General features: G+C 64.9%; 21 protein-coding genes. 11 read left to right on the forward strand and 10 right to left on the reverse strand.

Translation table 11 applies throughout. The annotated features are described in order from the left end of the window. Positions 1-224: 224 nt before the first annotated feature. On the reverse strand, positions 225-1100 hold the full coding sequence (locus GGD67_RS00120) for a ferritin family protein (protein WP_179730470.1): 876 nt from the start codon (positions 1098-1100) through the stop codon (positions 225-227). Positions 1101-1351: 251 nt separating this feature from the next. Between GGD67_RS00120 and GGD67_RS00125 the strand changes: the two genes are divergently transcribed. From GGD67_RS00125 to GGD67_RS00155, 7 genes are read left to right on the forward strand one after another with little or no spacing between them, the layout of a single operon-like run. Next, positions 1352-3577: a NosR/NirI family protein gene (locus GGD67_RS00125; protein WP_246784267.1), complete on the forward strand. Its 2226-nt coding sequence runs from the start codon at positions 1352-1354 to the stop codon at positions 3575-3577. 22 nt (positions 3578-3599) lie between these two features. Continuing rightward, a complete protein-coding gene (gene nosZ, locus GGD67_RS00130; RefSeq protein WP_179730472.1) occupies positions 3600-5546 on the forward strand; it encodes a TAT-dependent nitrous-oxide reductase in 1947 nt (648 codons plus the stop codon). Positions 5547-5588: 42 nt separating this feature from the next. Beyond that, on the forward strand, positions 5589-6926 hold the full coding sequence (locus GGD67_RS00135; RefSeq protein ID WP_210286311.1) for a nitrous oxide reductase family maturation protein NosD: 1338 nt from the start codon (positions 5589-5591) through the stop codon (positions 6924-6926). Beyond that, on the forward strand, positions 6923-7843 hold the full coding sequence (locus GGD67_RS00140; RefSeq protein ID WP_018320463.1) for an ABC transporter ATP-binding protein: 921 nt from the start codon (positions 6923-6925) through the stop codon (positions 7841-7843). The genes GGD67_RS00135 and GGD67_RS00140 overlap by 4 nt, the downstream gene beginning before the upstream one ends. After that, positions 7840-8667 carry an ABC transporter permease gene (locus tag GGD67_RS00145; RefSeq protein ID WP_092258191.1) on the forward strand — a complete coding sequence of 276 codons (828 nt, stop codon included), beginning with the start codon at positions 7840-7842 and terminating at the stop codon, positions 8665-8667. The genes GGD67_RS00140 and GGD67_RS00145 overlap by 4 nt, the downstream gene beginning before the upstream one ends. Next, positions 8664-9236: a nitrous oxide reductase accessory protein NosL gene (locus tag GGD67_RS00150; protein WP_179730474.1), complete on the forward strand. Its 573-nt coding sequence runs from the start codon at positions 8664-8666 to the stop codon at positions 9234-9236. Before GGD67_RS00145 ends, GGD67_RS00150 begins: the two co-directional genes overlap by 4 nt. Continuing rightward, entirely contained in the window at positions 9233-10228 is a 996-nt protein-coding gene (locus GGD67_RS00155; RefSeq protein ID WP_179730475.1) for an FAD:protein FMN transferase, read from the forward strand. The genes GGD67_RS00150 and GGD67_RS00155 overlap by 4 nt, the downstream gene beginning before the upstream one ends. Positions 10229-10237: 9 nt before the next feature. Here the strand turns inward: GGD67_RS00155 and GGD67_RS00160 are convergent, their stop codons facing one another. The 5 genes from GGD67_RS00160 to GGD67_RS00180 all read right to left on the reverse strand — a co-directional run bounded on the left by GGD67_RS00160 (position 10238) and on the right by GGD67_RS00180 (position 18320). Continuing rightward, on the reverse strand, positions 10238-11065 hold the full coding sequence (locus tag GGD67_RS00160) for a hypothetical protein (RefSeq protein ID WP_179730476.1): 828 nt from the start codon (positions 11063-11065) through the stop codon (positions 10238-10240). Between the two features lie 85 nt (positions 11066-11150). After that, positions 11151-12440, reverse strand: a complete 1290-nt coding sequence (fsrB, locus tag GGD67_RS00165; protein ID WP_179730477.1) for a siderophore utilization protein FsrB — start codon at positions 12438-12440, stop codon at positions 11151-11153. Positions 12441-12496: 56 nt separating this feature from the next. Further along, positions 12497-14491 carry a TonB-dependent siderophore receptor gene (locus GGD67_RS00170; protein ID WP_179731369.1) on the reverse strand — a complete coding sequence of 665 codons (1995 nt, stop codon included), beginning with the start codon at positions 14489-14491 and terminating at the stop codon, positions 12497-12499. A 625-nt stretch (positions 14492-15116) separates the two neighbouring features. Further along, on the reverse strand, positions 15117-17114 hold the full coding sequence (locus GGD67_RS00175) for a primary-amine oxidase (protein ID WP_179730478.1): 1998 nt from the start codon (positions 17112-17114) through the stop codon (positions 15117-15119). Positions 17115-17129: 15 nt separating this feature from the next. Then, positions 17130-18320: a serine hydrolase gene (locus GGD67_RS00180; protein WP_179730479.1), complete on the reverse strand. Its 1191-nt coding sequence runs from the start codon at positions 18318-18320 to the stop codon at positions 17130-17132. A gap of 181 nt (positions 18321-18501) precedes the next feature. Between GGD67_RS00180 and GGD67_RS00185 the strand changes: the two genes are divergently transcribed. Further along, complete coding sequence (locus GGD67_RS00185) at positions 18502-19488, forward strand: helix-turn-helix domain-containing protein (protein WP_018320454.1); 987 nt, start codon at positions 18502-18504, stop codon at positions 19486-19488. A gap of 6 nt (positions 19489-19494) precedes the next feature. Here the strand turns inward: GGD67_RS00185 and GGD67_RS00190 are convergent, their stop codons facing one another. The 4 genes from GGD67_RS00190 to GGD67_RS00205 all read right to left on the reverse strand — a co-directional run bounded on the left by GGD67_RS00190 (position 19495) and on the right by GGD67_RS00205 (position 23930). Continuing rightward, positions 19495-20160 carry a methionine ABC transporter permease gene (locus GGD67_RS00190; RefSeq protein ID WP_018320453.1) on the reverse strand — a complete coding sequence of 222 codons (666 nt, stop codon included), beginning with the start codon at positions 20158-20160 and terminating at the stop codon, positions 19495-19497. Continuing rightward, entirely contained in the window at positions 20150-21301 is a 1152-nt protein-coding gene (locus GGD67_RS00195; protein ID WP_179730480.1) for a methionine ABC transporter ATP-binding protein, read from the reverse strand. The genes GGD67_RS00190 and GGD67_RS00195 overlap by 11 nt, the downstream gene beginning before the upstream one ends. A gap of 238 nt (positions 21302-21539) precedes the next feature. Continuing rightward, the gene (locus GGD67_RS00200; protein WP_018320451.1) at positions 21540-23012 is read right to left on the reverse strand and encodes a DASS family sodium-coupled anion symporter; all 1473 of its coding nucleotides are present in this window, start codon (positions 23010-23012) and stop codon (positions 21540-21542) included. Between the two features lie 111 nt (positions 23013-23123). Next, positions 23124-23930, reverse strand: coding sequence for an enoyl-CoA hydratase/isomerase family protein (locus tag GGD67_RS00205; protein ID WP_026202364.1), 807 nt, complete (start codon positions 23928-23930; stop codon positions 23124-23126). Positions 23931-24051: 121 nt separating this feature from the next. On the opposite strand from GGD67_RS00205, the gene nthA reads away from it, so the two are divergent. The 3 genes from nthA to GGD67_RS00220 are packed head-to-tail and all read left to right on the forward strand — an operon-like array spanning position 24052 to position 25720. Continuing rightward, positions 24052-24687: a nitrile hydratase subunit alpha gene (nthA, locus tag GGD67_RS00210; RefSeq protein ID WP_018320449.1), complete on the forward strand. Its 636-nt coding sequence runs from the start codon at positions 24052-24054 to the stop codon at positions 24685-24687. Further along, entirely contained in the window at positions 24684-25346 is a 663-nt protein-coding gene (gene nthB / locus GGD67_RS00215; protein WP_179730481.1) for a nitrile hydratase subunit beta, read from the forward strand. Before nthA ends, nthB begins: the two co-directional genes overlap by 4 nt. Next, a complete protein-coding gene (locus tag GGD67_RS00220; RefSeq protein WP_179730482.1) occupies positions 25343-25720 on the forward strand; it encodes a nitrile hydratase accessory protein in 378 nt (125 codons plus the stop codon). Before nthB ends, GGD67_RS00220 begins: the two co-directional genes overlap by 4 nt. Positions 25721-25819 lie beyond the last annotated feature (99 nt).

Consider the following 25819-nt stretch of genomic DNA (forward strand, 5'->3'; position numbering starts at 1 on the left):
ATATTTGATCTCATTGTGTATAAACATATTCCATAATATACCTTATGCGAATTATGGATCAGGCTGTGGCCGCACGCGACCTGCCGGTCGGATCTCCGCCTGAACTGAGCGCCTATCGCCAAACCTGTACGTCCTTTCCGCCAGTGAAGGACCTGCGGCCATTGCCCCGGCCGAGCGGCTATGCGGCTCTGGTGTGCAGCAGCTCCGAGGGTGCCGTAAGCGCGTCAGTCCGCCGAAAGCGATCGCAGCCAGGCCAGCCGCGAGATCGCGCGCTCGGCAAGTTGCTGCAGGCGTTCGAGATGGGCCGCGTCGCTCGACCGCTCGGCGCCGTCGAGGTAGCCGTCGACCAGGGCCTCGGCGATCTCCAGTGGGCCTTTGCGCTCCATGGACGCCGGAAAGCTCCCGAGGCCCACGGTGGCGTCGGCCATCTCGATCGTCTGCTGGCGAATGTCCTGGGTCCGGATTGCTGCTGGCCCGCTCAGGCGTTGTTCCATGTCGCTGAGCTGCAAGACCAGGCGAAGCTCGAGCCTTTGCGCATCAATTTGCCGCAGAGGCACGGACGATGCCTCGGCGCCGCTCCGTTCGTGCTCGCGATGATAGGCGCGGCGCCTCTCCTTCCGCAGCGTCGCGACATGGCCGAGCTCTTCCTTGGCCATTGCCTCGGACGCCTTCTTGATATCGCGGTCATCGGAATAGGCGGCGAGATAAGACCAGAACGCAAAGGCGCGCTCCTCGTTGCGGACCGCCATCGCGAGCGCGCGGTACGGCGTCATCAAGCGCGACGTTTTGACCTCAGCGGCGGATTCCGGGGCGAGCGTTTCCGGCGCCTCCCAACGCACCATGGCGGGATCCGGGATCTTGCCGCGCCGAGATTGCGACCACCGCGTGACGCTGTCGACATGCTCGCGCTCGGCGGCGGCGAGCTTCGCGAACACGTCTGCGAGATCATCCTTGCCCTGCCCGCGCATGTCATCAGCAAGAGCATCATACCTTTTGGCTGCCTCCTGCTCCATTGCATGCGCTAGCGCAAAGAGTTCGTCGAGCGACTGCAATACACCTGCGGGCTCAGCGCTCAGCAATGAAGTGCGCAGGAATGGCATGGCAAGGACTCCAAATGCAGGCTTCTGATTCAGCTCAGCGCGAATACAAATATTTTCGCTGGCCTTGACAGATGTGGGCACGCGCGATGACTTTGACACGTCAGCGGCGACAAATCATCGAAGAAGAATCTCAAGGCACGCGCGTCCCGGTGGGTCGCGCAGATCGCATTTGAACCGATATGTTGAAGCGACCGGATGACGATACCGCCTTCACAAGGCGTGCGGCGCTAGCGCTTGCGGGCTTGCTGCTGATGTGTCTGGCGTACGTCTCGCCCGCATGCGCCGCCGGTGACTTACCAACATACCTGCCGAAGCTTACGCCTGCCGAATTTTTCCCGGATGCGGATCGTTTCGGCCCGCCGCAAGGCGATCCGCCCATTGTACCAATGTACCGCGGCGATCAGCTTCAGGGATTCGTTTTCCTCAACTCCGATTTTGCGAACTCTGTCGGGTACTCGGGCAAACCGATTCACTTGCTTGCCGGAATTGATCCGAAAGGCGTCATCACCGGGATCAAGCTCGTCGATCACAAGGAGCCGATCGTGCTGGTCGGCATTCCGGAGGCGCGCATCGTCGCCGCCATGAACTCCCTGATCGGCAAGGACATGAAGCCTGTCGCAAGTGGTGCCGAGAAGCCGCCGCAGGTCGACATCGTGAGCGGCGCGACCGTCACCGTGCTGGTGATGGGTGACAGTGTCGTCCGCGCCGCGTCCAAGCTCATCCGCGGCGGACGCATCGGCGGCGGTGACGGCGCGGCGGCTTCGGCCGCCCTTCCCCCTGTCGTCAAGACGCTCGATCTCGGGCGCAGTGAAGTGCGTGACTGGGAGAGCCTCGTCGGCGACGGCTCGGTGCGCCGGCTTCAGCTCGGCATCGGCGACATCAACGAAGCCTTTGCGAAGTCCGGCAGCGCCGCGGCGAGCCAGTATCCCGAACCGGGTGACGCGAGCGATACCTTCATCGACCTCTACGTGGCGCTGGTGACCGCGCCCACGATCGGCCGCAGCCTGCTTGGCGAGGACGGCTATCAGCGGCTGAAGGACAGCCTGAAGCCCGGGCAGCAGGCCATCGTCGTTGCCGGCAACGGCCCCTACTCGTTCAAGGGTTCGGCCTATGTCCGCGGCGGCATCTTCGATCGCATCGAAATCCTGCAGGAAGGCAACAGCGCCCGCTTCCGCGACCGCAACCACACCCGGCTCGGCGCACTGGACGCGGTCGGCGCGCCCGAGTTCAGGGAAATCGGCCTGTTCGTCACCCCGCCTGAGTTCACCCTGGATCCGACGCAGCCGTGGCAGCTTCAATTGCTGGTGCAACGCAGTCTCGGCGGCCGCGACAAGGCGTTCCTGACTTTCGATCTCGGCTACACCCTGCCCGACAGCTATATACGCCGCGAGCAGCGTGCGGTGACGGTACCGGAGAGCGCGGCGCCTCCGGCCTCGCAGCAGGCCACCGCTGCGGCCGCACCGCCCCCGGAGGCGGACGAACCTCTGTGGATGCGGATCTGGCGGTCGAGCACCGTCTCGATCGGCATCACCGCGTTCATGCTGGCCGTCCTTACCGGCATCTTCTTCTTCCAGAATCTACTGGTGCGCCGTCCGGTGTTCTACACCTGGGTGCGGCGGGGATATCTCGCCCTCGTTCTGGTCTGGCTCGGCTGGTACGCCAACGCGCAGCTCTCCGTCGTCAACGTCGTCACCTTTACCAATGCGCTGGTGACGGGCTTCCGCTGGGAGTTTTTCCTCGCCGCTCCGCTGATCTTCATTCTGTGGGCTGCAACGGCCGGCGGGCTTCTGTTCTGGGGCCGAGGTCCGTTCTGCGGTTGGCTGTGTCCCTTTGGCGCGCTCCAGGAGCTCACCAACACGGCCGCGAAATGGCTGAAGGTGCCCCAGATAACGGTGCCGTGGGGCCTGCACGAACGGCTATGGCCGATCAAGTACATCATCTTCCTCGGTCTGTTCGGCCTGTCGCTCTATTCGGTCGACATGGCCGAGCGGTTCGCCGAGGTCGAGCCGTTCAAGACCGCGATCATCCTGAAGTTTTCGCGAAGCTGGCCGTTCGTCGCCTACGCAGTCGCCCTGCTCGTCATCGGCCTCTTCATCGAACGCTTCTTCTGCCGCTACCTCTGCCCGCTCGGCGCCGCGCTCGCGATCCCCGGCCGCATCCGGACGTTCGAATGGCTCCGCCGGTGGGAAGAATGTGGGTCACCCTGCCAACGCTGCGCCAAGGAATGCCCGGTGCAGTCGATCCATCCCGAGGGGCACATCAACGTCAATGAGTGCATCTACTGCATGCATTGTCAGGAACTCTATTACGACGATCACCGCTGCCCGCACATGATCCAGGTGCGACTCAAGCGCGAGAAGTTCGCGGCGATGTCCTCGCCCGCGATGCGCCCAGGCGGCAAGGGTCCAGCGACCGTCATCACCGCCGGCGGCAAACCTGTCGGCGTTTCACCCGTCGCGACTCCACCCCCAAACTGAACCGAAAGCCGAGGAGGCAATCATGAGTGAAAACGAAAAGGCAAAGGGCGTCAGCCGACGAGCAGTGCTCGGAACGACAGCGGCGGCGGCGGGCGTCGGCCTGGCTGGCGGAGTGGCGCTGAAGGACGGCGGCTTCGTCACGTCCGCGGACGCGCAGACCAAGAATGCTGCTCCGAAAGCGCCGGCGGCACGGCCGGCCGTGCAGAAGACCGAGGTCGCGCCCGGCGAGCTCGACGAATATTACGTGTTCTTCTCGAGCGGCCAGTCCGGCGAGATGCGAATCGTCGGCCTCCCCTCGATGCGCGAATTGATGCGTGTTCCGGTGTTCAACCGGTGCAGCGCGACCGGTTGGGGCCAGACCAATGAAAGCCTCAAGGTTCTGACCGAAGGCATGCAGCCCGCGACCCGCGAATTCCTCAAGAACCGCGGCGGCACGTTCATGAACGGCGACCTCCACCACCCCCATATTTCGTTCACGGACGGCACCTATGACGGTCGCTATGCCTACATGAACGACAAGGCCAACAGCCGCGTCGCGCGGGTGCGGCTCGACATCATGAAATGCGACAAGATTGTCGAACTGCCGAACCAGCACACGGTCCACGGCCTGCGTCTGCAGAAATATCCGCGCACGGGCTATGTGTTCGCCAACGGCGAGGACGGCGTGCCCTTGCCCAATGACGGCAAGGTCCTCGACGATCCCAAGCAGTATCACTCCATCTTCAGCGCGATCGACGGCGAAACGATGAAGGTGGCCTGGCAGGTGATCGTCAGCGGCAACCTCGACAATGTCGACGCCGACTACCAGGGCAAGTATTGCTTCGCGACCTGCTACAACGGCGAGGAAGGCGTCACGCTCGCGGAGATGACCGCCAGCGAGCAGGACTGGGTCGTCATCTTCAACATCAAGCGGATCGAAGAGGCCGTAAAGAAGGGCGACTTCAAGGAAATGAACGGCGTGCCCGTGATCGACGGCCGCAAGGGGTCGGCGTACACGCGCTACATCCCGGTCTCGAACAATCCGCACGGCATGAACACGGCTCCGGACGGCATCCACATCGTGGCGGCCGGAAAGCTCTCGCCCACCGTGACCGTGATGGACGTGCGTCTGTTCGACCAGTTGTTCGACGACAAGATCAAGCCGCGCGACGTCGTCGTCGCCGAGCCTGAGCTTGGCCTTGGCCCGTTGCACACCGCCTACGACGGCAAGGGCAACGCCTACACGACCCTGTTCCTCGACAGCCAGGTCTGCAAGTGGAGCATCGACCTCGCCAAGCGGGCTTTCAAGGGTGAGAAGGTCAACCCCATCATCCAGAAGCTCGACGTCCATTATCAGCCGGGCCACAACCATAGCTCGATGGGCCAGACCAAGGAGGCCGATGGAAAATGGCTGATCTCGCTGAACAAGTTCTCGAAGGACCGCTTCCTGAACGTCGGGCCGCTCAAGCCTGAGAACGATCAGCTGATCGACATCTCCGGCGATCAGATGAAGCTGGTGCATGACGGCCCAAGCTTTGCCGAGCCGCATGACGCGACCATCGTCCACCGCTCCAAGATCAACCCGATCTCGATCTATGACCGCGCGGATCCGATGTTTGCCGATGCGGTCAAGCAGGCCAAGGCGGACGGCATCAACCTGGAGGCCGATTCGAAGATCATTCGCGACGGCAACAAGGTGCGCGTCTATATGACGTCGACCGCGCCAGCGTTCGGCCTCGAACAGTTCCAGGTCAAGCAAGGCGAGGAAGTCACCGTCTTCATCACGAACATCGACGCAGTCGAGGATCTCACGCACGGCTTCTGTATCGTCAACTACGGTATCAACATGGAGATCGGGCCGATGGCCACCTCGTCGGTGACCTTCACGGCCGACAAGCCGGGAGTCTACTGGTACTACTGCTCCTGGTTCTGCCACGCCATGCACATGGAGATGAAAGGCCGGATGTTCGTCGAGCCCAAATCGGTTTGAAGTCGGTCTGATCGGAGCGACCTCGTGGGTCTGTTGTCACGCATGTTTCCGGCGGCGCTGGTCGCCGCCGGATTGTCCGGCTTCGCCGATGCGGAGACCTTGACGGCTGCGCCTGGGCAGCCGCTGCAAGCGGTGCTGGATGGTGCGCGCGCCGGCGACGTCGTCGAGCTTGCTCCCGGCGAATATCACGGCTCGATCCGGATCGACCGTCCCCTGGAGTTGGTCGGGAGCCGAGGCGCGGTGCTCGACGGCGACGGCTCCGGCAACGTCATCACCGTCAGCGCGCCCGACGTCACAATCCGCGGCGTGACCATCCGGGCATCCGGCCGCGATCTGCAGCAGATGAATTCGGGGATCTTCCTGCAAAAGACCGCGGAGCGCGCCAAGATCGAGGACAACCACCTGGTGGGAAACCTCTTCGGCGTCTATGTGCACGGCGCCAGGGGCTCCCGGGTCGTCCGCAACGAGATCGAGGGACTGCGCGGCGGGCGCCTTAGCGAGGCAGGCAACGGCATCTCGCTGTGGAACGCGCCCGACGTCACCATCGCGAACAACATGTTCCGCTACGGCCGCGACGGCATCTTCTCGATCTCCAGCAGCAAGGACCGCTTCATCGACAATCGCTTCGAGCAGGTTCGTTTCGCCGTCCACTACATGTACACCAACGACAGCGAGATCAGCGGCAACGTTTCGATAGGCAACCATGTCGGTTACGCCATCATGTATTCGAACCGTCTGGTGATCCGCGGCAACTCCTCAGATCACGACCGCGACTATGGGCTGCTCTTCAACTACGCGAACTATGCCCAGATCGAGGGCAACCGGGTCACGGGCGGCCCGCTCGGCTCGATGACACAGAGGGCGGAGGACGGTCCCGCCGACGAGCGAGGAATGCTTCCGCGGCAGGCACGGGACACCACTCTTAAGAGTGGCCCGGAGAAATGCGTGTTCATCTACAACACCAATCACAACAAATTCCGCAACAACTGGTTCGAACGCTGCGCCATCGGCGTGCACTTCACGGCGGGCTCCGAAGGCAACGAAATCACCGGCAATTCCTTCGTCAGCAATGCCAACCAGGTGAAATATGTCGGCACCCGGCACCTCGACTGGTCGACCGGAGGGCGCGGCAACTATTGGAGCGATAATCCGGCATTCGATCTGAATGGCGACGGCATCGCCGACACGGCGTACCGGCCGAACGACCTCATCGACCGCGTGCTGTGGACGGCGCCGGCTGCGAAGGTCCTGATCAACAGTCCCGCCGTCCAGGTGATCCGCTGGGCGCAGGCACAGTTTCCCGCGCTGCTGCCGGGCGGCGTGGTCGACAGCCATCCGCTGGTGTCGCCGCCGCGGACCCCGGTGAAGGAGGCACGATGACCAGCACGGTACGTGTCAGCGACGTCACCAAGGTGTTTGGCCGGGTCGAGGCCGTGCGCGGTGCGTCGTTCACGCTTGGCCAGGGCGAGCTGGTGGCCTTGATCGGGCACAACGGCGCCGGCAAGACCACGCTCATGAAGCTCATGCTCGGGTTGATCCGGCCGACCAGAGGCGCCATCGAGGTTCTCGGAGACAATCCCGCCGCCGGCGAATTCGCAGGCCGACGGCAGCTCGGCTACCTCCCCGAAAACGTCTCCTTCGACCCCGCCCTCACCGGCCGCGAGACGCAGGCCTTCTACGCCAGGCTGAAACGAGAGCCGGTTGCCAAGGCGCTGGAGCTGCTCGACGCGGTCGGACTGGGAGCCGCCAGCCGCCGCCGGGTCAACACCTATTCGAAGGGCATGCGCCAGCGGCTGGGGCTCGCGCAGGCACTGCTTGGCGAGCCGCGCGTGCTGCTGCTGGACGAGCCGACCACTGGTCTCGATCCGGAGCTGCGGCAGACCTTCTACGACATCATCGCGCGGCTCGCGGCGCGCGGCGCGACCGTGCTGCTGTCGTCGCATGCGCTGACCGAGCTCGAGGAGCGCGCCGGGCGCGTCATCATCATGAACCGCGGCATCAAGGTCGCGGACGGATCGATCGACGAGCTGCGTCGCCTCGCCCGGCTCCCGACCCGGATCCGTCTCAAGGTGGCCGGCCTCGCGCCCAGCGAGATGCCGGGCTGGGCTCCGCAAGACGCCACCTGCCGTCGTCTGAACGGCCACATCGTCGAGATCGACGCCGCGCCGGAGCGGAAGATCGAGCTGCTGCATCGCGCGACGGCCGCCGGCAATTCGGTCGAGGACGTCGACGTGGTCCCGCCCACCCTCGACGAGCTCTATGCTCATTTCCTCCGGCAATCGGAGCAGGCGCCATGAATGTCCTGATCATCGCCGCCAAGGAAGTCCACCAGGCCATCCGCAATCGCTGGGTGCTTGCCGCAACGCTCCTGCTCGCCGGGCTTGCCCTGTCGCTGACCTTTCTCGGCAGCGCGCCGACCGGAAACGTGGGTGTTCGCACCCTGGATGTGGTCATCGTCAGCCTGTCGAGCCTGACGATCTTTCTCGTTCCGCTCATCGCGCTTCTGATTTCCCATGACGCCATCGTCGGCGAGATGGAACGCGGAACGATGCTGTTGCTGCTGAGCTATCCGGTCGCGCGATGGCAGGTGCTGCTCGGCAAGTTCTTAGGCCACCTCGCCGTCCTCGCTTTTGCGACCTGCCTCGGCTACGGCGCGGCGGTCGGAGCGCTGGCGGCGACGGGCAGCCAGATCGATGGCGACAGTTTCCTGGCGTTCGCGGCGATGGTGGGCTCCTCGGTGCTGCTCGGCGCCGCTTTCGTCGCCATCGGATATCTGGTCAGCGCGCTCGTGCGCGACCGCGGAACGGCAGCCGGCATCTGCATCGGATTATGGCTGCTGCTGGTGCTGATCTACGACATGGCGCTGCTGGGCGTGCTCGCGCTCGATCAGGGGCGCAGCATCTCGGCGAGCGTGCTCAACGCCATGCTGCTGTCGAATCCGACCGACGCCTACCGGCTGATCAACCTGACCGGGTTCGCCAATGTCAGCACCTTCGCCGGCATGGCTGGCCTTGCCCAAACCACGTCCCTGACGATACCGGTCCTTCTGACCGCCCTGCTCTGCTGGACGCTGCTGCCGCTGGGGCTGGCCGCGCTCGCCTTCTCGCGGAGGGAGCTATGAGGCGCCGAACGATCCTCCTTGCCTTGCTCGTGCCGCTCGTGCTCGCCGGCTGCAACGAGAAGCAGGCCGCGAAGATCCCGCCGCCGCATCGGATGACCGCCGAGGACATCGGCCATTACTGCGGCATGAACGTGCTCGAGCACCCGGGACCGAAGGGCCATGTCTTTGCCGCGAGCCTGATCGAGCCCGTCTGGTTCTCGTCGGTGCGGGACACGATCGCCTTCACCATGCTGCCGGACGAGCCCAAGGACATTCAGGCGATCTACGTGTCCGACATGGGCAAGGCGCCTGAGTGGGACAAGCCCGGTGCCGACAACTGGATCGAGGCACGCAAGGCGCTGTACGTGATCGAGAGCCGGGTCAAAAGCGGCATGGGCGGTGACGAGGCCGTTCCGTTCTCGGACCGGGCGGCGGCCGAGAAGTTCGCCGGAGAAAACGGCGGCCGGATCGTCGGCTTCGACGACGTGCCCCGGGACTATGTCCTGACGTCGGCGAATGCCGCCGGCGCCGTTGCGGCCGACGAAGCGGCCGAAGGGCCGCCGGGCGAACGATCGAGGAGAACGCCATGACGCGAACACTGACGCGCCGACGCTTCATCCGGATCAGCGCGGCGGCCGCGGGCCTCGGCGCGCTGGCTCCGGGACACTCCGTTCGTGCAGAGATCGCGCCGGTCACCTGGCGTGGCACGATGCTGGGCGCGGTGGCCACGATGGAGATCCACGACGAAGACCGCAGCCGGGCGGAGCGACTGACCTCGCTGGCCTGCGCCGAGGCGCGGCGGCTCGAGCGGCTGTTCAGCCTTTACCTGAACGATTCCGCCCTGGTTGCGCTGAACCGCACCGGTGTCCTGATCGATCCCGCCGCCGAAATGGTCGATCTGCTATCGACCTCGCAGCACTATTCCACGCTGACGGGCGGTCTGTTCGATGTCACGGTGCAGCCGCTGTGGGAGCTCTACGCGAGCCATTTCGCGCGAGATGACGCGGATCCGGCCGGCCCTGCGGCGGCCGCGATTGAGGCTGCGCTCGCGCGCATCGGCAGCAGCCGGCTGTCGATCAGCCGCGACCGGATCGTGATGCCCAAGGGCATGGCCGTCACCCTGAACGGGATCGCGCAAGGCTACGTCACGGACAAGGTGGTCGACCTGCTGCGGGCGCACGGCATCTCTCGCAGCCTGGTCGACATGGGCGAGGCGCGCGCGATCGGCGCGCGTCCGGACGGAGGGCCCTGGGAGATCGGCATCGCCGATCCCGACATTGCGGGTCACACGAAAGCGGTGCTGCCGATCGTCGACCGCGCCGTGTCCACCTCGGGCGGCTACGGCTTCCAGTTCGATTCCAGCGCGCGCTTCAATCATTTGTTCGATCCGAGATCCGGCGGCTGCGCCCACCGCTATCGCAGCGTGACGACGGTGTCCCGCAGCGCGACCGCGGCGGATGCATTGTCGACGGCGTTCAGCCTGATGCCGGAAGATAAGATTCGATCGCTCTTGCCGCATGTCGACATCGACCGCGTGCATCTGATCGATGGGGCCGGCCAATCGATCGAATTGTCGGCGTAACCTTGCGCGCTACTGCAGTGGCAGCAGCTCCAGCTGGCTCTGCGCCTTCTTGACGGCCGCGGCGTACCAGCCCTGGCTCGGCGCTTCCCTGGCGAAGCATTTCGTGTAGGCGTCCATGGCCTGATCCTCGCGGGCCATGTCGCCGCGCGGGTCCTTCTTGTTGACGGGTTTCGCCATCATCTGCTTCCACACGCGCTCGCAGGCCGGGATTTCGGCCGTCTTCACGGCGTTCGATGTGGCGAGGAAGTAGACCTTGTCGCCCTTGGTCGCGACGACGTCGATTTCATCCGGCGGTCCCTTGAGCCCGCCATTGCCGCGCACGCCGAGCACCGCAACTGCAGCGCTCGCGGATGCGGGCTTTGTGATCGGCAGCTCGGCATATTTGGCGAAGGCGGCGTCCTGGATCGCATGATAATAGAAGCGGTCGGACTTGAACGCGGCGCCGCTCTCTTGCGGCATGCCGTCCTCGCGATGCTCGCGCAGCCAGTGCGCCAGAAGCGTACTCGTGGTTACGACGGCTTGCGTCTTGTAGCCCTCCGAGGCCAAACCGAGCCCGTCGAGATGGCCGAAGCCGATATCACTCTTGAAGAGCGTGTCGACGTTCGACTTGCCGTCTGCGGGGAGCCCCTTGATTGTGACCGGCCCTACCAGGCCGCGCAGCACGCCTGCCAGCTCCTTCAGCGCCGCATCATGCTGCTTGTAGATCTCGTCGCTCTCCTTGGCACTCGAGAATTTTGCGATGTAGCGGTCGCGCAGGTCGAGATAGTGCTGCTCGGGCGTGGCCGCATGGACGGGCGTCGCCAGGACGAGCAGGCAGAGCAAGGCAAGCGATTTCATTCGGTGTCCGCGGACTGGGAGCGATCTCCAGTCTTTGTGCCGGCTGGAGGCGGGAAGGTTCATCCCCAACGACCGTGCGGGGGCCCTACTCCGCCGGCGTCAACTGCCGGGTCAGACGCACCGCCGCGGTCTCGCGCACGCGGATGCGGGCGCGGCGCTTGCGCCACCAGATCACGACGCCGGTGACCGAGAGTGCCGCCACGACCAGCCCCATGATCGAGATCAGGATGCGGCCGAACAGTCCGACGATGCGGCCCGAATGCAGCGGAAATTGTGCCTGGACGAAGATGTCGGCGGCGGTACCGACCCAGGGCAGCCGCTCGCCGATCGGGCGGCCGTCCTCGCTGTCGTAATAGAGCTGCGCCGGGCCGACGCCACCGGCGCCGTGATCGTCGCCGGGGTGGAAGAACGCGGCGGCATAGACGCCATGGGCCGGGCCGTAATTGACCGAGCCGACCGGGATCGTCCACCCCCGCGCCTTGCCGTCGGCGGCGGCGCGTGCGGCGATGTCGGCGAAGGTCACCTTGGGCTCGATGGGATCGTCGAGATCGCGATAAGGCCGCTGCTCATAGGGTGTCGGCGTGTAGTTCGACACCATCTTCATCAGCGGCGAGAACACCTCGAAATAGAGGTTCAGCGAGAACGCCGTGAAGGCGATGATGAACAGCACGCCCCAGGTCCAGAGACTGAAGGCGCGGTGGATGTCGAAATTGATCCGGTAGGCGCTGCCGGAGGTCTTGATGGTCCAGGCCGGCGCCCAGCGCGCCCAGAAGCCGCGATCGAGCTGGCGCGTGACGGCTGGCGCCCGCGCCGCCTTGGCGCGTCTGCGCGAGGGCAGTGTCAGGTAGAAGCCGACGAAGCAATCGATGGTCCAGATGATGGCGATCACGCCGAGCACGCGCATGCCCCAGCGATCGCTGCCCCAGAACTCCGGAATGTGCATCGTGTAGTGCAGCTTGTAGAGGAACGAGACGAAATTCTCCCGCGTGACCGGCCAGACCGCGCCCCAATAGCGCCGGCCGAGCTCCGCGCCGGTGTTGGGATCGAGGAAGATCTGGTTGTAGTCGAGGGCGTAGCGCTTGCCGGTCGCGGGATCGATCCGCGGCATGACGAAGAACCACAGCGAGTGGCCCTCCTCCGGAGTCATGAAGAGGTAGACGACGCGCGCGCGGGGATCGCGTTGCTCGATCATCTTGGCGAGCTCGATCGATGGGATCGCCGGGCCCTTGGTCGAGACGTCGAACAGATGGCTGTTCAGGACGTCGTCGATCTCGTGATCCCAGGAGATGATCGCCCCGGTGATGCCGGAGAAGAAAAGGAATCCGGCCGTGAGCAGTCCCGCCCAGCGATGCAGCTTGCCGAATATCGCTCTCATCGTCTTGCACTCTCATCCAGCAGGTCCGGCCCGCCATCGTCGGACCGTCTTCGATTTCACCAGCGATAAGTCAGCTTGCCGATGGCTTTCCGTCCCTCGGCATACATGCAGCCCGAAAGGCCGTAGCACGCCGCGACATAGCGCGTGTCCGCAACGTTGGTGACGTTCAGCGACAGCCGCCAATTGTCACGGGTATAGGCAAGAAGCGCATCCAGCACTGTGGCCGATCCCACCTTGAAGGTGTTGGCATCATCGCCCCAGGTCGCGCCGACATAGCGAACGCCGCCGCCGAACTGCAAGCCCGCCAGCATGCCGTTCTGAAGGGTGTAGTCGCTCCACAGCGAGGCGCGGTTGAGCGGCACGGTGACCGGCGCCTTGCCGACATTGACCGGATCTTGCGTGACCATGGCATCGATATAAGCGTAGGCCGCCCGCAGATTCCAGCCGTCGGCGAGCGACATCGAGCCTTCGAGCTCGATACCGCGCGACTTCACCTGCCCGATCTGTTCGTAAAAGGTGGTTGCAGGCACGTACACAGCGACGTTGTCACGCGTCAGGTCGAAGGCGGCGAAGGTGAACAGCGCATTCCAGCCGACCGGTTGATACTTGACGCCCACCTCGTACTGCACGCCGGTCTCGGGATCGAGCATCTGTCCGGAAGGACTGGTCGCGAGCTGCGGCAGAAACGACTCGGAATAGCTGAAATAGGGCGCGATGCCGTTGTCGAAATTGTACATGACGGCAGCGCGGCCGGTGAAGGCCGAGGCGTCCTTCGATGTCGAAGTATCGGCCGGGGGCAGATTGGTGTCGAGCTGCGTCGTCACGAAGTCCTGGCGGCCGCCGAGCTGGAACGACAGCCGGCCGAGCTTGATCTGGTCCTGCGCATAGAGGCCGAGCTGCGACTGCTTGATGCCCTTGTTGTCGTACATGCCGCCGAGGGCCCAGTCGTAACTGTAGACCGGGTTGAAGACGTTGATCTCCGGCCCTGACGTTGTGACGGCGAAGGCCGTATCGCGGAACGTGGTGTTGCGATAGTCGAGCCCGACCAGGGTGGTGTGGCTGAGGATGCCGGTATTGAACTTGCCCTGGAGCTGGTTATCCACTGCAAAGGAGTTGATGTAGGAGTTGCTATAGCTGCCGAAACGCCCCAGCTGCCCCGCCGCTTCGTCTGTGTATCCGGTGCCGTAGAAGGTCTTTTCCTCGTTGTGCTGATAGGCGTAGCGCAGGTTCTGCCGGAACGTGATGTTGTCGGTGAAATTGTGCGAAAGCTGATAGCCGGCGGTCGCAATCTCGGTGTTGAACGCATTGAAGCTCGGCACGCCCGCGAAGAACGAGACCGGGATGGTGCGGCCGTTGTTCGGCCACACCGTGCCCGAGGCCGGCAGGAACTGGAGGCCCCACCCTGCCCGGTCGCGCTGGTAGTTGGCCAGCAGCGTGATGGTGGTGTCCTCGTTCGGCTTGAAGGTGACGGCGGGCGCGATGAAGACGCGGTTGTCCTTGGTGAAGTCGACCTGGGTCTGGCCGTCGCGGACGACGCCAGTGAGGCGCCACAGCACGGTGCCTTCCTTGTTGGCGGGGCCGCCCATGTCGAACTGGCCCTGATAGCGGTTGAAGCTGCCGCCGGAGATCGAGACCTCGCCGAACTGCTGCGCCGTCGGCAGTTTTGTCACGTAGTTGAGAATGCCGCCGGTGCCGCTGCCGCCATACATCGCCGATGACGGGCCCTTGAGCACTTCCAGGCGCTCGGCCCCGTAGGGATCGAGGCCATTGAAGTGCACGTAGTTGCTCGAGGGGATCCGCAGGCCGTCGACGTAGAGACCCGACATGGTCGTGTCGAAGCCGCGGATCTGGAGTGCGCCGAAGCGGGTGTCCGAGCCGCCATTGACGTCGCCGCTGACACCGGCGGTATAACGCAGCGCCTCGCCGATCGAGACCGCGCCCTGATTCCTGACCTGGTCGGTGGTGACGACGGAAACCGACTGCGGAGTTTCGATCAGCGGTGTATCGGTTTTGGTGGCCGTGCCGCTCCGTGTGGCGACGAAACCGCGCACCGGACCATTGGCACGTTCGCCCGTTGCGCCGTTCGATGATCCCGACCGGGTCGGCGCGGCGGCCTGCGCAGGCGAGCGACGATTGGCGCGAGAGGTGCGTGTCGCCGCCCTTCGCGACGAAGCAACCGCCGCAGGACGGGCGCGCTGAACCGGCGCGTCGACGGTGACAGCGGGAATCTGGATCTGCGCCTCCACGGAACCGAAGGGAACTACGAGCGAGAATGTGCTGACCGCCCCGAGCAGCAGCACACGAATCTGTCGACGACGCGCGCGTTCACGCGAAGAAAGTTGGTAGTCGGTCACGTCTTTCGAGGCCCCACGCACTGCCGGCTTTGCCGGTATCATTTTTGGTGCCCCGCCCTAACTCAGGCGGTTTCGGAGTGCGATAGGAACGAGGTTAGAATCTCTCCAGAGGCGTGCGCGGCGCGTGCGACGAATGCGCTCATGCCGAATTGCCGCGTCCGGTGCCACGCAGCTGTCGTGCCCACAGATTTGGAATGCTTCTAGATCGAAACGCTCCCTCACCATTCGGCAATGGCTGGAAACGATCAGCCTGCTACCGCGCGAGAATCGCCAACTACGACGGTCGGCGCTGCCGGGAAATCCGATCGAGCTCGATCCGGCTCTATGACTTGCCGGCGCGACAACACGATTCGTCGGCAGTGTTGCTCGTGTGTGCCAGCACGCTGCGGCTGTTGCGGTCCGGCGGGATGTCGCCGGCCGCATTGGCGGCGAAAAAGCCGGTCGGCTTCAGCAGGAAGCCGGCATATTCCACTGGCATGATCGGGAAGTCCTCGGGCTTGCAGACATGGGTGTGGCCGAAAGAGTGCCACACCACGATATCGGCATTCTCGATGTTGCGGTCCTTCGCGGCATAACGCGGCAGGCCATCGCCGCCGGCATGGACGTTGGGATAATCGCCGCTTGCGTATTTCTCGGCCGGATCGAATGCTGTCACCCAGATATGCTTGGTGGCGAAGCCGCCGCGCTTGCGCACGTAACTGCCCTTCTGCGCCAGCATCAGCGGGCTCGGATTGACGACGAGCTTGTAGGCCGGAGCATTACCGACCGAGTTGGTCTCATTGGGATTGCTGATCTTCCAGAACCGGCCGGTTTGGCCATTGGCGATCGCCGCCGCGTCATGCTCGCGCGACAAAACCCGCGTCGTGGTGTCGAAGACGTTGCCGTGCGGATTGTCGTCACCCCAGGGCCGCGGCACGAAATCGTGCTCGGTGACGGTGTTGCCGCCGCCGTCGAGATCCATGTGCAGGCGCACGTTGAAGAAGTGCTGGTGCGTCGGTCCGCCCAGATTGTCGTCGACCATGCCGCCCCATTTGTACGTCTCGCCAGATCGCACCGCGGCGGTCTGGATGATGCCGGTCAGCTTGGTCTCCAGCTGGATCGTGCCGTCCTGATAGAGATACCAGTAGAAGCCGTAATCGTAATTGCCGACGGTCGCGAAAAACGAGATCACAAGCCGCCGCGAGCGGCGGACCTCGAACAGGCCGTTGCGGAACTCATAGTGCTTCCAGGCGATCCCATAGTCTTCCTCATGCATGCAGATGGCGTTCTGCATGACGAACGGCTCGCCCTTGCTGTCGGCGGCCGGCACGTCGAAATAGCGGATGTTGCCGAGACAGTCGCAGCCGAGCTCGAGCGCGTTCGCAAGCATGCCGAGGCCATATTCCCCGGCATCGAACGCCGATTTCCAGAAATGGTTCGCGGTCGGATCGGCATAAGGCACCACCATCTCGGTAACGCTGGCGCGATGGATCAGGGAGCGCTTGCGCGCGCCGTCCTGGTAGGCGAGCTGATGCAGCACGAGGCCCTCGCGCGGCGTGAAGCCGATGCGAAAGCTCCATTTCTGCCAGTCGACCTTCCAGCCCTCGACGCGAAAGCTCGCACCCTCCGGCTGCTCGATGTGCAGCGGCTTGATGTCGGCGCGCGGATTGGCCACCTCATGCGCGCCGTAGTTCCGCTTCTTGCGCGGAATCGGCACGATCGGATCCTCATCGGTAAGGTCGATGACCTTGCCGCCGATCAGGTCAACGACAGCGACCACGCCCTCGATCGGGTGCGCATAGCCATTGTCCTGCAAGTGCTCGCGAAAATAGCTGACGGCACGCACGATACGGGCGCCGCGCTCGAACTCCTTGTCGAAGAAACCCGACGAGAACGGATCGACCTGGACCAGTTCGATGTCCTTGTCGGAAAGCCCGCGCCGCACCATCGCCGCCCGCCAGCCCGGATCCGCCTTGACCACGGCCTCGCACTTGAAGAATTCCTCCAGCATCACCGGCGGCTGCCCATAGGGCGCCTCGCGGTTCGGGACGACCTTGCGCCCGACGATCTCGCCACGGCCGAGATCGACGATGTGCTCGATGGCCTCGCCCGTGGCGACGTCGAGCGTCAACGCGAAGGCGCGACGCCCTGCCCCACCCGCGGCCAGCTCCTGCTTGGTCGGCTCCTCCAGCCGCACCGCCGGGAAGCGGCAGTTCTCCGGCGAGGCCACGGCGGCGCGCACCAACGTGCAGGCGGCGGTGATCTCCTCGGCCGTCAGCGGATCGAGCGGATGCGGCTCCGCGGTCTCTGTTTGCGATTTGGCTTTGACGGTATCGAGCATGGGGATGTCCAGAAATCAGGCGAGATGCGCGGTGATGGCGCTGAAGGCGGCGAACCAGCGCTGGTCGATCGGCACGTCCATCGCCTTGGGCTGGGTCGCGAGCTTGACGATGACGGTGTCCGAGTCGAGGTCGACATAGAGGTGCTGGCCGTGAATGCCGATCGCGGTGAGCGCGTTGCGCGACGGATCGATCGTGAACCATTTGCTGCGGTAGCGCGCGCCCGGGAAGAACTCAGCGAGGTCGCCGTCGGCCCAGGCTTTGGGATCGCCGTTCTCGCGGATGTCGTCGATCCACCAGCCCGGCACCACCTGCCGCCCCTCGACCACGCCGCGGCAGCGGATCATCTCGCCGAAACGGATGAGGTCACGCGCGGTGACCGAGATGCCGCCGGCGATGCGGCCCATGCCGTGGCTGTCGAGCGTGAGCGAGCCGTCGTCCTCCGCGCCCAGGGGCTGCCAGAGATATTCGGAGAGGATGCGATGGTAGGGCATCCCGCAGGCACGCTCATAGACCCAGCCGAGCACCTCGGTGTTGGGCGAGACGTAGTGGAACACCTTGCCGTGCGGCTCGCCGGTGCCGCGCAAGGTTGCGAGATAAGCGCGCTGGTGGCCTGCCTCGACGCCCGGCGGCGGCACGTCCCAGCCCGAGGAGAACCGATAGCGCGCAACGTCGCCGGCGGGGTCCTCGTAATCCTCCTCGAACTTGATGGCGACGGCCATGTCGAGCAGGTTGCGGACAGTGCAGCCGGCGTAGACCGACGTCTCCAACTCCGGCACGTAGCGCACCACCCTCGCCTCGGGATCGAGCAGCCCGCGCGCGGCCAGCACGCCGCCAAGCGTGCCGGCGATCGCCTTGCTGATCGAGCAGATCAGATGCGGCGTGGCCACGCTCATGCCATCGCCGTACCATTCGTGGATCAGCGTGCCCCGGTGCATGACGAGGAGCGTATCGGCAAACGTCTCGCGGAGCGTGGCTTCGATCGTGGTCTCTTTGCCATCAGGCGCGGTGAAAGCGAGTTTTGCCAGTTCGCGCGGCGCGCTTCGCATCAGCGTCGGCTGGGCCGAGCGGCGGATCTCTGCGGTCGGCAGCACTTCACGGGTGTGGGTAAAGCCCCAGCGGATCGCGGGAAAGCTGCGCCAATTGGCGCGCGTCACCTGCGCCTCGGGCGCGGGCGGGCTGCCGCGCATGATCTCGGTCGGTCGCATCTCGATCCCTCCGCAAAGCGCTGTCCCGGCTGCGATGTCGGAACGGCAGGACCGAAGCCTGCACCGCGGCGCCATCGGGCGTTATCGAGATCCGGCAATATTTTGCTGGACAGCGCCTATGGCCGTGCCAGTCTGGCGTGGTTCTTGCCCGCTGTCGGGTGGTGACTTTCGACGTGTTATCATGCCCTTAGGCGCAACTCTTCCGACTCTGGACTCGGCTGTCGGCCTGTTTCAGGCCAGCAGTACCGATGTCGACGAGCATTGCGCTTCGCTCGGTCGCTGGCGGCTCAGCTACGACCAGATCAGCGCCGGAGCCTTCAGGGGCAGCTTCACCCAACTCTCCCTGCCCCAGCTTGACGTCTTCCGCGAGATCACCAGCCAGCAGGTCCGCCAATACGGCCAGCTGGGGGCCGACAGCTTCGGCATCGGTCTGCCCTGGCACGGTGACGGCGAGGTCAATTGCAACGGCGCCAGCGTTGCAGGCGCCCAGGTCATCGCCTGCATCGACGCCGAGGTCGATATGTGCACGCCGAAATCATTCGAGCTGCGCGGTGTCGTCGCCAGCGCGGCGCTGATCGAGGAGCTTGCCGCCCGGCTCGATATCGAGCTGCCGCGTGCGGTCTGGCACCAGTTGCGGGTGATCGAGATGGCGCAGGCACCGGTCGCGCGATTGCGCGCTCACCTTGCCGCGATCCACGAGACCATCTCGACTGCCCCCGAACGGTTCGACGATCCGGCCGTCGGGCAGGTGCTGGAAGACGCGCTTCTCGTCGAGATCATGGACATGCTGCCGACCGCACGCCCCAGCGATCCCGGCCGCAGCGCCGCGGCGCGCAAGCGCACGGTCGATCGTGCGCGGGCGCTGATGCATGGCAGCGGCGATCGCTCGCTCTCGCTGCTGGAGGTCTGCAAGGCGGTCGGCGCCAGCCCGCGCAAGCTCGGCTATTGCTTTCAGGAGGTGTTGGGCACGAGCCCGATGCACTATTGGCGGGCGATGCGGCTGAACCGCGTGCGGCGCGATCTCAAGCGCGCCGGCGGCACCGATGCCTCTGTCTACGACGTAGCCGTGCAGCACGGCTTCTGGCACTTCAGCCAGTTCTCGCTCGACTACAAGCGCCACTTCTCCGAAAAGCCCTCGGAGACACTGCGGCGCGCGAGGTGTACCTGATCCGGCTCAGCGATGCCGCAGCCGGCGATTGACCCGGCGCGCCAGATAATCGCCGGCGCTCTGGACGAGCTGCACCAGTGCGATCAGCACGACGACGACAGCCAGCATCATCTCCGGCATGAAGCGCTGATAGCCGTAGCGGATGCCGAGATCACCCAAGCCACCGCCACCGACCGCGCCGACCATCGCGGAGTAGCCGAGCAGACTGACCACCGCGAGCGTCAGTGCCAGCAGAAGTCCCGGCAGTGCCTCGGGGATCAGCACCTTGAACACGATCTGCATGGGCGAGGCCCCGAACGAGGACGCCGTCTCGATCAGGCCGCCATCGACCTCGCGGATGGCGGCTTCGACCAAACGCGCAATGAACGGCGCCGACGCGATCGTCAGCGGCACGATTGCGGCGGTCGATCCGATCGAGGTGCCGGCAACGAGACGTGTAAACGGGATGATGGCGACGACGAGGATGATGAAGGGCGTGGACCGCGTCGCATTGACGACGATGCCGAGGACGCGATTGACGATGGGAGCCGCGAACAGCTCCCCTTTCCGGCTGGTTGCGAGGAAAACGCCGAGCGGAAGGCCGAAGGCGGTGCCGAGCAGCGCCGCGATGCCGACCATGTACAGGCTCTCGAAGGTGGCCTGGACGATCAGGTTGATGAGTTCAGGCGACATAGCCGAGATGCTCCGCCGGGAATTGATGTTGAGAGAGAAAGGCGAGCGTGCGCGCCGTCGCGTCCTCGCCGCCAGAAATACCGAGAGGAATGCCGAGAACGAGCGAGCCGACATGCTGGCCGCCGATCTCGTCGATGCGCGCCGCCAGCAGCGACACGTCGAGGCCGAGCTCGCGGGCGAGCCGCGCGACCAGGGTGTCGCCGGCCCCTGCCCCGCGCACCCCGAGGCGGATCACGGCCTGCCCGCCGGCGGACGGCTCCGCCACGATCCGGCTGGCAAGCGAGACGGGCAAGCTATCGCCGGTCACCTCGGCCAGGAAGGATTGCGTGATCGGATGCTTGGGGTGGGTGAAGATGTCCGCGACATGGCCGCTTTCGACCACATGGCCGGCGTCGAGCACCACGACGTCCCGGGCGAGCTGGCGCACCACGGACATTTCGTGGGTGATCAATACGATGGTCACCCCGAGCTCGCGGTTGATATTCGCGAGCAGATCGAGGATCGCGCGCGTGGTCTGCGGATCGAGTGCCGAAGTCGCCTCGTCCGACAGCAGCACGCTCGGCCGCGTCGCCAGCGCCCGCGCGATGCCGACGCGCTGCTTCTGGCCGCCGGAGAGCTCCGACGGATAGCGGTCGTGCTTGTCCGCGATGCCGACGAGCGCAAGCAGCTCGGTGACGCGGGCCTTGATCTCGGCCTTGGCCCAGCCGGCGATCTCGAGCGGCAGCGCGATGTTGTCGGCCGCCGTGCGCGATGACAGCAGGTTGAAATGCTGAAAGATCATGCCGATCGAGCGCTGCGCCAGCCGCAGCTCGCGGCCCGCTAGCGCCGAGATATCGCGGCCGTCCACGATCACGCGCCCCGTGGTCGGCTTCTCCAGCCCGTTGATGAGCCGCACCAGGCTCGACTTGCCGGCGCCGGAGCGGCCGATCACGCCGGTGATGGAACCGCGCGGGATCGCGAAGTCGATGTTTTGCAGCGCATTGACGCCGGGCTTGCCGCGATAGGCCGGATAGGTCTTCGAGATGCCGGCGAAACGGACCATCGCGTCCGGCTCAGCTGCGGCAGGTGAAATCGCTTCACACCTCTCGATCAGCTGTCCGACCGCGAGCGATTGGTGGGCATTCATGGAAGCGGCCTTCATGCACAATAGTTCGCTTGCCCGCCTGCCCTTGGGGCGTACGGGAACCGGGTCGCGTCGAGCGACGGGGGTGAAATCGCGGTGAGGGTTCGCGAGGAACGCGCTGCACCGCAGCACGCACCATCGCCCTTTCAGGACTGTGTTGCAATGTCAGATATTTGGAAGGAGTTGGACGAAGTTTTCCCAAACCCTCCCCGGAGAAGAATATTCCTCCACCGGGGCTATCAGCGCCCCACCCGGCTCATCCCATCTGCAACCAGGGCAGCACGATCAGCAGGAGCCCGGCGAAATAGAGCAGCCCGAAGATCAGGCCAAAACCCCAGAATTGGCCCTTTCCGATATAGCCGCTGCCGAAATACATCGGCGCCGGTCCGGTCGCGTAAGGCGAGATCACGCCCATCAGGCCGAGCGAGTACATGCAGAGCATCGCGAGTGTCGTGACCGGCAGATCGGGGATGCCCGATCCGACTGCGAGCACGACGGGCAGCACGGCGGCGGCATGCGAGGTGATGCTCGAGAAGAAATAGTGGATCCAGAAGAACAGCGCGACCAGCAGCAGCATCGCGGTCGACGGCGACAGCCCGGCAAGCGGTTTTGCGTATTCGGTCGCGAACCATTTGATGAAGCCGATCTCGTTGAGGCCGGAGGCCAGCGTCAGCAGCGATGTGAAATAGAAGAACACCTCCCAGGCGCTCTTCTCGCTGACAATGTCGGCAAACTCGATCACGCCGGTCACCAGCATCAGGGAGATCACGATGAACACGACGGTGGTGGCATTGACGAAGTTCGAGCCGAGCACGGGAATGTGGATGTCCGGGCTGGAGCCCGCGATCCACAGGAACATCGCGAGCACGATCAAGCCGAGCATGATCCACTCGTTGCGCGACATCGGGCCCATGGCGCCGAGCTCTTTCGCGGCCCATTCGGAAATCTCAGGGCTGCTTTTCACCTCCGGCCGGCACACCAGATAGCTGAGCAGCGGCACGAGCACCATCAGCAGGATGCCGAGCGGCGCGAAGCCGAGAAACCACTGGCCCCAGCTGACCTCGACCCCGGCGGTCTTCTTGGCGATCGCCAGCGCCGCCGCGTTGGGCGCAAGCGCGGTGAAGAACAGCGAGCTCGTGACGGCGGTCGCGGCAAAGGCGGTCCACATCACGTACGTGCCGATCCTGCCGGCGGTCGGCCCCGGCTCGGAGCCATAGATGCGCGGGATGTTGCTGATGATGGGATAGACGATGCCGCCGCTGCGCGCGGTGTTCGACGGCGTCGCCGGCGCGAGCAGGAAGTCGGACATCGCCACGGCATAGCCAAGGCCGAGCGTGTTGCGGCCAAGGCGCTGCACCAGCACCAATGCAATGCGCCGGCCGAGCTGGCTCTTGCGATAGCCGATCGAGAACACGAAGGCGCCGACGATGAGCCAGACCGTGCTCTCGGCAAAGCCCGCCAGCATCCAGCGCAGCGACTTGGTCGGATCGGGGTCGATATAGCCGGCAACGCCCGCGACCGTGAGACCGATGAAGCCGACCGCGCCCACCGGCATCGATTCCAGGATGAGCCCGGTGATGACGGCCGCGAACACGGCGAAATAGTGCCACTGATTGACATTGAGCCCTGCAGGCACCGGCCACAGATAGATCACCAGCCACACCGCGAGCGGCGCGACCAGTTTCCAGCGAAAGCCTTTCGCCTCCGGCGCCTGTGAGCTAGCAGTCATGGACCCTCCCCTCGATCGTCGTTGCCTGTGCGGCCCGTGCGCGCAGCCTGCTCTTGTCCCTGCGCCGCGTATAGGGACTGCCGGTTGTGCGATCAATGGCCGGGCATAGATCTAGCGCCCCTTGAAGCGCGGCTTGCGGCGGCCCAGGAACGCCTCGACGCCCTCCTTGTGATCTTCGCTGAAGCTGGCGAGCGCGAACTGGTCGACGTCCATGTGGCTGGCGAGATCGTCCAGCGCATGCGCAAGCCGGTTGACGGTGAGTTTCGTCATCGCGACCGAGAGCGGCGGCTGCGCGGCGACCTTCCGGGCGAGATCCATGGCGGCCTCGAAGGCATGGCCGGGATCGACCACCTGCTCCACCAGGCGCCATTCATGGGCCTCATCCGCTGAGATGCGCTCATCAGCCAGGATCACCGCCTGCTTGGTGCGGGCGGGCCCCATCAGATGCAGCATGCGCGGGATGCTCTGCCAGCTCATGTTCATGCCGAGCCCGATTTCCGGCACGCGCAGATGTGCATCGCGGCCCATGATGCGGAAGTCGAGCGCGACGGCGAGGGCCACACCGCCGCCGACACAAAAACCCTCGATCGCCGCGATCGTGATCTGCTCCATCTCCTGCCAGGCGTGCGTTAGACGCGGCCCGAGCTTGAGGTGCCGCCGCAGCGTGCCGAGGTCCATCTCCTTGCGCGAGCGCCCCTCGGCGTCCTTGAGGTCGAAGCCGGCGCTGAATGCGCCCGAGCTGCCGGTCAATACGACGACCGACGTCGCGGCATCGTCCTCGAAGCTGCGCGCCGCCGCGGTCAGCTGCCGCAATGCCTCAGGTGACAGTGCATTGATGCCGTCACCCCGATCGAAACGCACCACCGCAATCCGCCCCTCGGGCCCGAGGCCCCTTTCGATCTTCACGTAGTCCGTCACCAACGTCTCCCCGTCTGCTCTGCCGCGATGCTAGCCTACATCCGGCCTCACGAATATGGGACCCGGATGCGCCGCAGCGGATACTCGACAGGCCTGGGCCATTGCGCCTATCTTCGACGTCATGAGCCACGATCACGACCATCACCACCACCACGATCACGACCATTCCGAGCTGTCGGAGACCGAGCTGCGCGTGCGCGCGCTCGAGACGATCCTGACCGAAAAAGGCTATGTCGAGCCGGCCGCGCTCGACGCCATCATCCAGGCCTATGAGACCAAGATCGGCCCGCACAACGGCGCACGCGTCGTCGCCAAGGCCTGGACCGATCCGGCGTTCAAAAAGGCATTGCTGGAGGACGGCTCCAAGGCGATCGGCACGCTCGGCCATGTCAGCCGCGTCGGCGATCATCTCGTCGTGGTCGAGAACACGCCCGCGCGTCACAACATGGTCGTGTGCACGCTTTGCTCCTGCTACCCCTGGGAAATGCTGGGCCTCCCGCCGGTCTGGTACAAGGCGGCGCCCTACCGCTCCCGCGCGGTGAAGGATCCGCGTGGCGTGCTCGCCGATTTCGACGTCACCCTGCCGAAGGACATCGAGATCCGGGTGTGGGATTCCACCGCGGAGACGCGCTTCCTGGTGCTGCCGATGCGCCCCGCGGGCACGGAGGGCTGGAGCGAGGAGCAGCTCGCCGAACTCGTCACGCGCGATTCCATGATCGGCACCGGCTTTCCCAAGACGCCCGGAGCGCCGTCATGAACGGCGTGCACGACATGGGCGGCATGGACGGTTTCGGCAAGGTCGAGCCGGAGCCGAACGAGCCGATGTTCCATGAGGAGTGGGAGTCCCGCGTGCTGGCGATGGTGCGCGCGATGGGCGCGGCCGGCGCCTTCAACATCGACACCTCGCGCTTCTATCGCGAGACGCTGCCGCCGCACGTCTATCTGTCGAGCTCCTACTACAAGAAGTGGTTTCTCGGACTCGAAGAGATGCTGATCGAGAAAGGCTACCTCACAAGAGAGGAGGTCGCCGCCGGCCACGCGATGCAGCCGGCAAAGGCGCTCAAGCACGGCAGGTTCGATCTCGCCAATGTCGAGCGCGTGATGGTGCGCGGCAAGTTCGCTCGCCCCGCCCCGGCCCCGGCGAAGTTCAAGATCGGCGATCGCGTGCGCGCCAAGAACATCCATCCGGCCACGCACACGCGGCTGCCGCGCTATGTGCGCGGCCATGTCGGCGTGGTCGAATTGAACCATGGTTGCCACGTGTTTCCGGATTCGGCGGCGATGGAGCTCGGCGAGAACCCGCAATGGCTTTACACCGTGGTGTTCGAGGGCCGCGATCTCTGGGGCGAGGATGGTGATCCCACCCTGAAGGTCTCGATCGACGCGTTCGAGCCCTATCTGGATCCGGCGCAATGAGCGGTGCCGCTGCTGCCGCAGCCACCGCGGCCATACCCAGCATTCCGCGCGATGACGACGGCCCGGTGTTCCGCGCGCCCTGGGAGGCGCATGCGTTTGCGATGGCCTTGAGCCTGCACGAACGCGGCGTATTCACCTGGCCGGAATGGGCAGCAAGCCTGGCCGACGAGATCAAGCGCGCGCAGGCCGCCGGCGATCCTGATACGGGCGAGACCTACTATCTGCACTGGCTCGCCACGCTGGAAGGTCTGGTCGCGCGCAAGGGTGTCGCCTCGACGGAAACCCTGCATCGCTACCGCGACGCCTGGGACCACGCCGCCGACCGCACCCCCCACGGCAAGCCGATTGAGCTCAGGCCGGAGGATTTTGGCTGAGCAGGCGAAGCTCGGCTACTTCAGATTGCCGACAAAAAGACCCTTCAAATTCATATCAGTGGTTGTAATATCGCGGCGTACACGAACGCTTATTTCAAT

The organism is Bradyrhizobium sp. IAR9 (genome assembly GCF_013408065.1).
GTDB lineage: Bacteria > Pseudomonadota > Alphaproteobacteria > Rhizobiales > Xanthobacteraceae > Bradyrhizobium.